Raw genomic sequence first — 11,718 nt, forward strand, 5'->3', positions numbered from 1 at the left:
CAAGGAGAGTGCATGTTCAGGTACCTGACCGCGGGCGAGTCACACGGCCCGCAGTTGACTGCTATTGTTGAAGGGCTGCCCGCCGGCCTCGAGATTGACGAGGAGACCATCAACCGCGACCTCAAGCGCAGGCAGGGTGGCTACGGGCGCGGCGGCAGGATGTTGATCGAGACCGACAAGGCATACATCCGTTCCGGCGTCCGCTGGGGGGAGACCCTCGGGTCCCCGGTGACCCTGGTGGTGGTAAACGCCGACTGGGTGAACTGGGAAAAGAAGATGTCCCCCTTCGCCGAGCATGACGGCGAGTGCGCAAGCGTCACCCGCGCAAGGCCCGGCCATGCCGACCTCCCCGGCGCCCTCAAGTACGGCCATCACGACGTCCGTAATATCCTCGAGCGCTCGAGCGCCCGCGAGACCGCGGTCCGCGTCGCGGTCGGGGCGGTCGCCAAGATCTACCTCTCCCATTTCGGCATCACCGTCAATGGCTGCGTCATCGAACTGGGGGGCGTGAGGGCCACCCGGCCGGAGGCGAGCCTTAAGGAACTGCAAGACCGCATCAACCGCTCTCCCGTCTACACCTACGACACCGAGGCCGAGCTGGAGATGATCAACGCCATCGACCGCGCCAAGGCTGCCGGCGATTCGCTGGGCGGCGTGGTCGAGGTGCGCGTGAACGGGGTCCCTGCCGGGCTGGGAAGCCACGTCCAGTGGGACCGGAGGCTCGACGCCCGCCTGGCCGGTGCCGTCATGAGCATCCAGGCCTTCAAGGGGGTGGAAATCGGGGCCGGTTTCCAGGCCGCCCGGGTGCCGGGCTCCCAGGTGCACGACGAGATCTTCTTCGACCCCTCCCGGATTGGGGAAGGGGCCGCAACCGGCTTCTACCGGACCACCAACCGCGCCGGCGGTCTCGAGGGGGGGATCACCAACGGCGAGGAGATCGTGGTCTGCGGCGCCATGAAGCCGATCCCGACCCTTTACACCCCGCTTCGCTCGGTCGATATTGTCAGTAAGGAGGCCTTCGAGGCCACCGTGGAGCGCTCCGACGTCTGTGCGGTCCCCGCCGCCTCGGTGGTCGCCGAAGCAGTGGTCGCCATCGAGATCGCCAACGCCTTCATGGACAAGTTCGGCGGCGACTCGGTTGCCGAGACGCAGAGAAACTACCGGGGGTACCTGGAGTATCTGAAGTCGTTCTGAGTCGAGAAGGGGAAAACCTCCCTCACCCGCCCCTGCGGGGCACCCTCTCCCCTGAAGGGGCGAGGGGATTATGATGCACCAGGGGGAGTTCGCTCCACACCGAGGTCGTTAATGACGGTTGACAACATCCACGTCTCTCTGGGTGAGAGAAGTTACGATATCAGGATCGGGGCCGGTAATCTCGGCAGCCTGGGGGCTCTTTGCCGCGAGGCCGGGCTTTCCGGCATCGCCGCCGTGGTCTCCAATACCACGGTCGCCCCCCTTTACGGGGAAAGGGTCGCCGACTCCCTGCGGGAGGCGGGCTTCCGCCCCGTGATCATCTCGCTTCCCGATGGCGAATCCTACAAGAACAGCCGCACCCTCGACCTCATCTACGACGGGCTCATGGCAGCGGGGCTCGACCGCGGCTCCTTCATCGTTGCGCTCGGCGGCGGGGTGATCGGGGACATGGCGGGCTTCGCGGCGGCGAGCTACCTGCGCGGGATCCCCTTCGTCCAGGTCCCCACCACGCTCCTCTCCCAGGTCGATTCCAGCGTGGGGGGGAAGACCGGCATCAACCACCCCAAGGGGAAGAACATGATCGGGGCCTTCTACCAGCCCCGCGCCGTCCTCATCGATGTCACCACCCTCGAGACCCTTCCCGATCGCGAGTTCCTCTGCGGGTTGGGGGAGATCATCAAGTACGGTGTGGTGCTCGACCCAAACTTCTTCACCTTCCTTGAAGAAAAGGCCGATCTGCTGCTTGCTCGCGACCGTGACGCGCTCATCCACGCGGTCGGCCGCTCCTGCGCGATCAAGGGGAGGGTGGTGGAGACCGACGAAAGGGAAGGGGGGCTCAGGGCGGTCCTCAACTACGGACACACCCTCGGGCACGCCGTGGAGACCCTCACCGGCTACACCCGCTACTTGCACGGAGAAGCGGTCGCCATCGGCATGGTCCAGGCGGCCCTCATCTCGGAAAAGTTCGGCTTCTGCAGCCGCGAGGATCGGGAACGGGTCGTCGCCCTCATCAAGCGGCTCGGCCTGCCGACCTCGCTCCCGGATTTCCCGCCCGCCGCATACGTGGAGGCGCTCTCGCACGACAAGAAGGTCCGTGAAAACGGCCTCCTCTTCATCTGCAACCAGGGGATCGGCGATCACCGGATGGAGAGGGTGAAAGACCTTAATGCACTTCTGGAGATCTGCCGCATAGGAGAGTGACATGATCGAAGATGCCATCTCGTTCTGGACGGACATCCAGCGTTTCGAAAACATGCTGGCAGCGGACCCCCGCTCCTACTGTTTCGTACCGCTGTCCGAGCTGTACCGCAAACTGGGGCTTTTGGACGACGCCATCATGGTCGCCTCCCGAGGGTGTGGTCTGCATGCCGATTACCCCGGCGGGTTCTTCGCTTTAGGTGCCGCCTACGCGGCCAAAGGTGAGACGGCTGCCGCCATGGAGGCGCTCGAGAAGGTCGTCGAACTCAAACCCGATCATGTCGAAGCACTGAAGCTGCTGGGGCAGATCTACGTCGAGGAGGGGCTCCTGGAACAGGCCGAGCGGGTCCTCGTCCAGGCGCTCAACGAGCATCCCGATGACACTGAAACCTCCATGCTGCTTCATTCCATCGCCCCCCAGCTGAAAGGGGGAGCCGCCGCGGCCGCCGCTGCCGGGGCTGCCGCAAAAGGCCCCGCCGCCGCGCCGGTCGAGCCTGAACTCGGCGACGAGGAAATAATTGAGGACATCGACCTCATCGAGGATCTGACCGAGATCGAGGAGCTCGAGGAGGAGCCTGTCGCCTTGCAGCCTGCCGCTCCCCAGGCTGCTCCCCGCGCCGCGGTTTCCGACGAGGAAGACTTCAGGGCCTTCGATGACGGTGACGATTTCTGGGCCGTCGAACCCGAGACCGAAGCGGTCGAGGAGGGCGAGGTCGAGGAGCTTCACGAAGGCGCCTCCTTCGGTTCCTTCGAGGAGGGCGGGAAGCCGGCCGCCTCCGTGGCGCCGCCGGTGCAGCCGACGGCTGCCGAACCGGCGCGCAAGGATCCCCTCACCACGGCGACCCTTGCGGAGCTGTACGTCTCCCAGGGCTTCGTGGAGAAGGCGATCGGCGTCTACCGCGAGCTGTTGACCACCGATCCCGGCAACATCGGCTACCGGGAGCGGGTGACCCAGCTGGAAAGGGCCGCCGTGCCGCAGCCGGCCCAGGAGGTGGCCCCGCCACCTCAGCCCCCCCGCGAACCCGCCTCCCAGGCGGCTGGGCGGGAAACCGTTGCCCCGGCGGAAGCGGTCACCGGGGAGGGGGTGGCGACCCCCGCCGATCTGGAGGCGGCATTGAACCTCTGGCTTGAAAACATCAGGAGGAGAAGAGATGGGGTTTAAGGCCATACTGAAGGGGATTATTGACGATTGCGGCGGTGGGCTCGGTGCCATCGTCATGGGATACGACGGGATCTCCATCGACGAGTACATCAAGCCTTCGGCCGGGGTGGACGTGCAGATCCTGGCGGTGGAATACGCCTCGGTGATCAAGGAGATCAAGGAGACCGTCGGCGTGCTGAAGACCGGCGAGCTCCAGGAGGTCGCCATCCTCTCCGACAACTGCTCGGTGGTGGTCCGCGGGATCAACAACGACTTCTTCCTCGCCCTCGTGCTCGCCCCGGACGGCAACTTCGGCAAGGCCCGCTACCTCATGAAACGCGAGGCGGCCCGTCTCGGGGAGGAGCTGCAATGACCATGAAGAAGCGGGTGCTGGTGCTGCACGGTCCCAACCTGAACCTCCTCGGTGTCCGCGAGCCGGGGATCTACGGGAGCACCACGCTGGAGGAGATCAACCGCTCCCTCGCCGTACTGGCCGCCGAATTCGGAGTGGAGATCAGGACGCTGCAGTCCAACAGCGAAGGGGCCCTGGTGGATGCCATCCAGGGAGCCATGGACGATTGCCAGGGGATCCTCATCAACCCGGCCGCCTACACCCACACGAGCGTCGCCCTGAGGGACGCCATCGCCGCCACCGGTCTTCCCGCCGTGGAGGTCCACCTCTCTAATATTCACTCCCGCGAGGCCTTCCGGCAGCACAGCTACATCGCTCCCGTAGCGGTAGGACAGATCAGCGGTTTCGGCCCGGACAGCTATCTTTTAGGGTTGAGAGCGCTCATTAAGCGGCTGGAAAAATAGTTGTCAGACGGAGGTTATTATGTTACACGATAGAATCTCCGCGGCCAGGGGGTGCCTCCAGCAGGTCGGAGGCGACCTGCTCCTGGTCACCAACCTCAGCAATATCAGATATCTAACCGGCTTCACCGGGAGCGAGGCGCTGCTTTTGGTCTCCCCGTCTGAAGCCTGGTTTTTGACCGACTCCCGCTACACCTCCCAGGCCGGCGCCGAGGTCAAGGGCGCCCAGGTGGTGGAGTTCTCGGTCCGGCTCGAATCGCTGGCCCAGGTGATCAAGGACGCCGGTGCCGCCAAGGTCGCCTTCGAGGCCGGCCACCTTACCGTCCAGACCTACCAGGAAATCCGCCAGAAGCTCCCCGGCGTGGCGTTCATCGAAGCCGACGCCGAGATGATCTCTCTTCGCACCGTGAAGGACGCGCAAGAGCTGGAGATCCTGGAGAAGGCGGCGGCCATCGCCTCCGAATCGCTTCTGGAGATCGTTACCGGCCTGAAGCCGGGGATGGTCGAGAGCGAGGTGGCCTGGGAGCTCGAGAAGGCCATGAGGGGGAGGGGAGCGGACGGCAACTCCTTCGACTTCATCATCGCCTCCGGAGAGCGGGGGGCGCTTCCCCACGGGAAGGCCTCCGGCAAGAAGATCCAGGCGGGCGAGCTGATCACCTTCGACTACGGGATCGTCTACCAGGGATACTGCTCGGACGAGACCGTCACCGTGGCGCTCGGCGAGCCCGACGAGAAGCAGCGAGATGTCTACGAAACGGTCCGCGAGGCGCAGCGGCTGGCCATCGAGGCGGCCCGCCCCGGGATGGCCTTCAACGAGCTCGACGCCATCGCCCGCGAGTACATCGGTTCCAAGGGATACGGCCAGTACTTCGGCCACGGCCTGGGCCACGGGGTCGGCATCGACATTCACGAACATCCGACCGTCTCTCCCCGGAGCACCCACACCATCAGGGAGGGGATGGTCTTCACCGTCGAACCGGGCATCTACATCCCCGGGTGGGGCGGGGTGCGGATAGAAGATACCGTGGTCATGGAGCCGGGCGGTTCCCGCAGGCTGACCAAGGTTCCCAAGGCGTTGATCGTCCTGAAACCGTAGCCGCCGTTTCGGGATTCCATACGAAGCAATCAGCCGTTCATTCCGGCCCTGCACGTGGGCACGGAGGTGGGCGGTTACTTTTACGTACACGTAGGTTCAGAGCAGTAGTCGCAAAGGCTGCCATCACGCTGCAATGCAAAGGAGAAAGAGACGTGGATATAAAAGACCTTAAGACCCTTATCAAGATGGTTACCGAGACCGACATCACCGAGTTCGAGCTGGAGAACGCCGAAGACAAGGTGGTGATCAAGAGGGGTTGCACCGTCGCCGCACCGCAGTTCCAGATGCCGCAGGTTGCCTACCAGATGCCCGCCATGGCCCCGGCCGCTCCGGCTGCCGCTCCCGCCGCTGCCGCTGCCGCCGCCGCTCCGGCTGCCGCCAAACCGGCCGGCGATGCCATCACCTCTCCCATCGTCGGTACCTTCTACCGCGCTCCCGCTCCGGACGCCGCTCCCTACGTCGAAGTGGGCCAGATCGTGGAAAAGGGCCAGGTCCTCTGCATCGTGGAGGCCATGAAGCTCATGAACGAGATCGAGGCCGAGTTCCGCTGCAAGATCGTCCAGATCTGCAAGGAGAACGCCCAGCCGGTCGAGTTCGGCGACGACCTGTTCATCGTCGAGAAGGCCTAAGCCTATGTTCCATAAAATTCTCATTGCCAACAGGGGCGAGATCGCCCTCAGGGTCATCAGGGCCTGCAAGGAGATGGGGATCAAGACGGTAGCCGTCTACTCCACCGCCGACGCCGAGTCCCTGCACGTAAAGCTCGCCGACGAGAGCGTCTGCATCGGCCCCGCTCCCAGCCACGCGAGCTACCTGAACATCAACGCCATCATCTCCGCCGCCGAGCTGACCGATGCCGAAGCCATCCACCCGGGCTACGGCTTTCTCTCCGAGAACCCGGTCTTCGCCGAGATCTGCGAGAAGTGCGGCATCACCTTCATCGGACCTACCGCCGAGAGCATGCGGATCATGGGGGACAAGATCAGCGCCCGCCAGGCCGTCATCAAGGTGGGGGTGCCCATTCTCCCCGGCACCAAGGAAGGCGTCCACGACGTCAACGAGGCGATCAAGGTCGCCAAGCAGATCGGCTTCCCGGTCATCATCAAGGCTACCGCCGGTGGCGGCGGCCGCGGCATGAAGATCGTCCACTCCCCGGCCGCTCTCCCCAACGCTTTTGCCACTGCCAGGGCCGAGGCGCAGGCGGGCTTCGGCAATCCGGAAGTCTACATCGAACGCTACTGCGAGTCCCCGCGCCACGTCGAGATCCAGATCCTGGCCGACAAGCACGGCAACGTCATTCACCTGGGCGAGCGCGACTGCTCGATCCAGCGCCGCCACCAGAAGGTGATCGAGGAGGCCCCCTCCACCGTCACCACTCCCGAGCTGCGCGAGGCCATGGGTAAAGCCGCCGTCGCCGCCGCCAAGGCCGTGAAGTACAACAGCGTCGGGACCATGGAGTTCCTGGTCGACAAGAACAACAACTTCTACTTCATGGAGATGAACACCAGGGTCCAGGTGGAGCACCCGGTCACCGAGATGGTCACCGGCGTCGACGTCGTGAAGGAGCAGATCCGTTCCGCCTACGGCCTGCCGCTGCGGTTCAAGCAGAAGGACATCACCATCAAGGGGCATGCCATCGAGTGCCGCATCAATGCCGAGGACTCGGTGAAATTCACCCCGTCTCCGGGCCGCATCACCGACTACCACACCCCCGGCGGCCTCGGCGTCAGGGTCGATTCCTTCGTGTACACCAACTACACCGTGGTGCCGCACTACGACTCCCTGATCGCCAAGCTGATCGTCCACGCCGATACCAGGGAAGAGGCCATCCGCCGCATGGCGCGTGCCCTCGACGAGTACATCGTGGAAGGGATCAAGACCACCATCCCGTTCCACAAGAGGATCATGGCCAACAAGGACTTCATCGAAGGGAACATCGACACCGGCTTCATCGAAAGGCTGGTAATGGAGTAAGGTATGGATTTTCCTGAGGAGCTTAAGTACAGCAAGGAACACGTCTGGGTCCGCCTGGAAGGTGGGCGCGCCGTCTTCGGGCTCACCGACTACGCCCAGAAGGAACTGGGAACCATCGCCTCCGTCGACCTTCCCGAGCAGGGCGACGACCTGGAGCAGGAAGACTCCTTCGGCTCCATCGAGGCGCGTAAAACCGTCGCTGAACTGTACGCGCCCCTCTCGGGGACCGTCCTCGAGGTGAACTCGGAACTTCACAACACCCCCGAGTTCATCAACGACGATCCGTATGACGCCGGGTGGCTGGTAATCATCGAGATGGCGGACGATGAGGAAGCCAACCTGCTGATGACCGCGGAGGCATACGAGGAGTATGTTTCCGTGTCGGATGAGGACGAGGACTGACGGACCTCGCAGATCCAACTGCATAACAACAAGGCGAGATGACCTCTCGCCTTGTTCTTTTCTATCCTCGCCCCTTTACCCTCGCCCCGAACCTCCCCCTCACCCTGACCCTCTCCCCGATGGGGGCGAGGGAATATGAAAAAGGGTTGAGGGTGGCCGAAGGCCGGGTGGAGGAGGTTGTTACATTTTCGGTAGAGGCTCTCCCGTGACTATCAATATCGGACACATCCAGTATGCCAACTGCACCCCCATCTTCACCTCCCTGGAATCAAATTTCGACTGCTCCGGCTACCGCTTCGTGGACGGGGTGCCGTCGCACCTGAATGCGATGCTGAGGGGAGGGGAGCTCGATGTAAGCCCGTCCTCCTCGATCGAGTACGCCCAGGCCCACGAGCAGTACTGCCTGCTGAGGGAGCTTTCCATCAGCGCCGTCGGTCCGGTCAAGAGCGTCTTCCTCTTCTCGACGGTGCCGGTGGAGGAGCTGAACGGCTGCACCATCGGGCTCAGCACCGAGTCCGACACTTCGGTGAACCTCACCCGGGTGCTTTTGGCCCGGATGTACAACTTCGAGAACAGGTTCGAGCGGACCTCGCTTCCGCTTGACGAGGCGCTGGGGAAGTATCCCGCCCAGGTGGTAATCGGAGACAAGGCCCTCAAAGGGGCTGCCGCCGGCGGTGGGTACCGGATCTACGATCTCGGCGAGCTCTGGCACCGCTTTACCGGGCTTCCCTTCGTGTTCGCCCTCTGGATCGTGACCCGGAAAGCGGCGCGCGATAAGCGGGCCGAGTTGGCGGCCCTGGGGCGCGACCTGGTGGCCGCCAAGGAACTCGCCTACCGGAGCTACGCCGAGATCGCGCGCAGCTGTGCGGAGCGCGAGTGGCTGAGCGAGGAGGACCTGGTGGACTATTGGCAGACCATCTCCTACGAGCTCACCCCGGCCCACCTGGATGGAGCCCGCCTTTTCTTCCGCCACTGTTACGAGATGGGGATCATCCCATCCCTCCCCGATATCCGCTTCTTCGACGAGATCGACTAAAAAGCGGGGCCCGGTTTCACCGGTGCCCCGCTTTTCTTATGGTTCTCTTCTCCCCTTCATCCCTGCTCTCCCTCCCCTTCAAGGGGAGGGTTGGGGTCAGGATGGGGTTAGATGGTCCCGGCAAGTTTCCTGGCCGCGTAGTCCGCGAGAATCTTTGCATGATCGAAGCAGAGCGGCTGCGGCAGTCCATCGAGCGCAAACACCGCCAGCCCCGCCGCATCGTCGCCCGCCTGCGGCTTTCCTGTGGCGGTGGCGACGAAGACCGTGGAAATGTTATGGCTCCGCTTGTCCCGGGCGGGGTCCGAGTAGACCCCGAGCAGCCGCAGGTTTTTCACCTCGAGCCCCGTCTCCTCCAGGCTCTCCCTTACCGCCGCCGTCTCCAGAGATTCACCGTAATCGACGAAGCCTCCCGGAACGGCCCATCCGTAGGGCTCGTTTTTGCGCTCAATGAGGACGATACCCTCGGGAAGCTCGATAATGACGTCCACGGTGGGGAAGGGATTCCTATAGGCTTTGATCTTGTGCCCGCAGTTGGGGCAGGCGAGGGAATCGTAGGGCATGGTACCTCCTGAACGGCATAATGGGGCCTGGGGCCTTGGGTTGTACGTTAAAAGCAGGGATGATACAAGAGTTCCTCGCCCAAGAATGGATGGAGGGGTGGCGTGGGGCGTACCGCTCCGACGCGGCGAGAAGCCATCCTGCGGCTGCCGCGGGGCAAAAAAAGGGAGGACCTTGTGAGTCCTCCCTTTTTTGCGTCGCCGCAGTCGGTGAAACGGTTACTTCTTCTTCTTGGAGCCGGCTGCCTTTTTGGAGGCTTTGAGCGGGTTGATCTTCGCGTCGTCGGTCTTGATCTCGACTTTGACATGGGTAGCGAAGTTGCAGATGCCGGCAGCCCACTTCTTCTCCGGAGCCGGGTAAGCGCTGCAGACCTTGCCGATGGTGGAGTCGACTACACGGTCGCATCCTTCGCAGTTTTCCACAATGTTCTGACAAGCCCCATTCGTAAAGACGCAACCCTGTTTACCCTGAAAAGTACACTCGGCACCAGGAAGTACGGTTTGACATTGCATGGTTGAAGCCTCCTCTAATCCTTCGAAATTGTTGATAGAGGTTACTCTATCAATTTCAAAAGAATAATGTCAACCCAAAAAGCCGCAAGTTTTTTGTGTGAAACTTGACTCTCACAGGAGAATCGATTAATCTTTAAAACTTCGACCAAATCTGCACTGGACGGGGTTTTACGGGTTATGACCCAGCCTCGTCAACTCATATCTCGGGAGGATTTTTATGCAGCGTATCACCTTCGGCACTTCTGGCTGGCGCGGCATCATGTGTGAGGATTTCATCTTTGAAAATGTGAAGGTGGTAACTCAGGCCATCGCGGACAATGTCAAGGAATCGGGCGAGGCTGACAAGGGTATCATCGTCGGATACGACTCCCGGTTCATGGGCGAGGCCTTCGCCCGCGAGGCGGTCCGTGTGCTGGCGGGCGCAGGCATCAAGAGCTTTCTCTGCGTGCGCGATACCCCGACTCCGGTAATTTCCTTCGAGATTTTAAGGCGCCGCACCGCCGGGGCCATCAATTTCACCGCCAGCCACAATCCCCCCGAATACAACGGCATCAAATGGTCCCCGTCCTCCGGCGGGCCCGCACTTCCCGAAACCACCCGCGATATCGAGCGCCGGGCCAACGAGATGGCTGGAGAGATCTGCTACCAGGAGGTCTCCCTCGAGGAGGCCAAGCGGAGAGGACTCCTCGAAGAGATCGATCCGATGCAGGCCTACCTGGAAGACATCTCGAAGAAGGTGGACTTCAAGGAGATCGCCAAGCTTGGGACCCTCGCCGTCAATCCCCTCTACGGCACCGGCCGCGGTTACCTGGCCGAACCGCTCAAGGCGCACGGCGTGCAGGTCGTGCAGATGAATGCCCATCGCGATCCCTACTTCGGCGGCTTCCCCCCCGAGCCGTCGGAGAAATATATCCAGGACTTCATCCGTCTCGTCCAGCAGGATCCCGAGATCCACCTCGGCATCTCCACCGACGGCGACGCCGACCGCTTCGGTATCGTCGACCGTGACGGAAGCTTCATCGAGCCGAACTATATAATTGCCCTGCTGCTCGATTACCTGGTCCGGGTGAAGGGGATGACCGGCGGGGTAGGGCGCTCGGTGGCGACTTCGCACCTCATCGACGCGGTGGCCAAGATGCACGGCATCCCTGTCTACGAGACGCCGGTCGGCTTCAAGTACATAGGCGAATTGATCGGGCAGGACAAGATCATCATCGGCGGCGAAGAGAGCGCCGGTCTCACCATCAAGGGGCATGTTCCCGAGAAGGACGGCATCCTCGCCTGCCTGCTGACCGCCGAGATGGTGGCCCACGAAGGGGCACCCGTCAAGGAGCTCCTGGAGCGGCTCTACGAAAAGGTCGGCCGCTACCTTACCAAGAGGGTCAACCTGGAGCTCTCCCCTGAGCTCGAGTCGGCCTTCCCCGAGCGCATCGCCGCCACTCCCGACAGCTTCGCGGGCGTCAAGGTGAAGGAGCGGATCACCGTGGACGGCAACAAGTTCCTCCTGGAGGACGGCAGCTGGCTCTTGTTCCGCAAGTCGGGCACCGAGCCGGTGGTTCGCCTCTACTGCGAAGCGTCCAGCGAGGATCGCCTGCAGTCCCTGGTCAAAGCCGGGCGCGAGTTCATCCTGGGCTAGGCAAGGGACCATTCCCCCAAGGTGGTATTCCAGTGTAGATTGCCGGATAAATGGGCATGCCTGCGACTATTGGCCGCAGCGCATGCCCGTTTCGTTACTGAGGCGATGCTGCCGGCGAGACGTTCCCTCTCCATCAAGGAGAAGGACTGGATGAGGATT

General features: G+C 62.8%; 13 protein-coding genes. 11 read left to right on the forward strand and 2 right to left on the reverse strand.

Features of this window, described 5'->3' with window-relative positions:
- The first annotated feature begins 12 nt into the window (after positions 1–12).
- From aroC to ACYVL5_RS11075, 10 genes are all read left to right on the forward strand, one after another.
- On the forward strand, positions 13–1,194 hold the full coding sequence (gene aroC, locus ACYVL5_RS11030) for a chorismate synthase (protein ID WP_460595625.1): 1,182 nt from the start codon (positions 13–15) through the stop codon (positions 1,192–1,194).
- 111 nt (positions 1,195–1,305) lie between these two features.
- On the forward strand, positions 1,306–2,394 hold the full coding sequence (gene aroB, locus ACYVL5_RS11035) for a 3-dehydroquinate synthase family protein (protein WP_460595626.1): 1,089 nt from the start codon (positions 1,306–1,308) through the stop codon (positions 2,392–2,394).
- A gap of 1 nt (position 2,395) precedes the next feature.
- The gene (locus tag ACYVL5_RS11040) at positions 2,396–3,553 is read left to right on the forward strand and encodes a tetratricopeptide repeat protein (RefSeq protein ID WP_460595627.1); all 1,158 of its coding nucleotides are present in this window, start codon (positions 2,396–2,398) and stop codon (positions 3,551–3,553) included.
- Positions 3,543–3,905: a roadblock/LC7 domain-containing protein gene (locus ACYVL5_RS11045; protein WP_460595628.1), complete on the forward strand. Its 363-nt coding sequence runs from the start codon at positions 3,543–3,545 to the stop codon at positions 3,903–3,905. The genes ACYVL5_RS11040 and ACYVL5_RS11045 overlap by 11 nt, the downstream gene beginning before the upstream one ends.
- A 2-nt stretch (positions 3,906–3,907) precedes the next feature.
- A complete protein-coding gene (aroQ, locus tag ACYVL5_RS11050; protein ID WP_460595682.1) occupies positions 3,908–4,348 on the forward strand; it encodes a type II 3-dehydroquinate dehydratase in 441 nt (146 codons plus the stop codon).
- Between the two features lie 19 nt (positions 4,349–4,367).
- Positions 4,368–5,441 carry an aminopeptidase P family protein gene (locus ACYVL5_RS11055; protein ID WP_460595629.1) on the forward strand — a complete coding sequence of 358 codons (1,074 nt, stop codon included), beginning with the start codon at positions 4,368–4,370 and terminating at the stop codon, positions 5,439–5,441.
- A gap of 152 nt (positions 5,442–5,593) precedes the next feature.
- The gene (gene accB / locus ACYVL5_RS11060) at positions 5,594–6,070 is read left to right on the forward strand and encodes an acetyl-CoA carboxylase biotin carboxyl carrier protein (RefSeq protein ID WP_460595630.1); all 477 of its coding nucleotides are present in this window, start codon (positions 5,594–5,596) and stop codon (positions 6,068–6,070) included.
- Positions 6,071–6,074: 4 nt separating this feature from the next.
- Complete coding sequence (gene accC / locus ACYVL5_RS11065; protein WP_460595631.1) at positions 6,075–7,415, forward strand: acetyl-CoA carboxylase biotin carboxylase subunit; 1,341 nt, start codon at positions 6,075–6,077, stop codon at positions 7,413–7,415.
- A gap of 3 nt (positions 7,416–7,418) precedes the next feature.
- Positions 7,419–7,817 (forward strand): glycine cleavage system protein H, encoded by a 399-nt coding sequence (gene gcvH, locus ACYVL5_RS11070; RefSeq protein ID WP_460595632.1) that lies wholly within the window; start codon positions 7,419–7,421, stop codon positions 7,815–7,817.
- A gap of 205 nt (positions 7,818–8,022) precedes the next feature.
- Positions 8,023–8,853: a menaquinone biosynthetic enzyme MqnA/MqnD family protein gene (locus ACYVL5_RS11075; protein WP_460595633.1), complete on the forward strand. Its 831-nt coding sequence runs from the start codon at positions 8,023–8,025 to the stop codon at positions 8,851–8,853.
- Positions 8,854–8,960: 107 nt separating this feature from the next.
- On the opposite strand, the gene ACYVL5_RS11080 is transcribed toward ACYVL5_RS11075, so the two are convergent.
- The gene (locus tag ACYVL5_RS11080; RefSeq protein ID WP_460595634.1) at positions 8,961–9,413 is read right to left on the reverse strand and encodes an NUDIX hydrolase; all 453 of its coding nucleotides are present in this window, start codon (positions 9,411–9,413) and stop codon (positions 8,961–8,963) included.
- Positions 9,414–9,629: 216 nt separating this feature from the next.
- Complete coding sequence (locus ACYVL5_RS11085) at positions 9,630–9,923, reverse strand: PxxKW family cysteine-rich protein (RefSeq protein ID WP_460595635.1); 294 nt, start codon at positions 9,921–9,923, stop codon at positions 9,630–9,632.
- A gap of 217 nt (positions 9,924–10,140) precedes the next feature.
- Between ACYVL5_RS11085 and ACYVL5_RS11090 the strand changes: the two genes are divergently transcribed.
- A complete protein-coding gene (locus tag ACYVL5_RS11090) occupies positions 10,141–11,559 on the forward strand; it encodes a phosphoglucomutase/phosphomannomutase family protein (RefSeq protein ID WP_460595636.1) in 1,419 nt (472 codons plus the stop codon).
- Positions 11,560–11,718 lie beyond the last annotated feature (159 nt).

It is taken from the genome of Geomonas sp. Red276, from assembly GCF_054784495.1.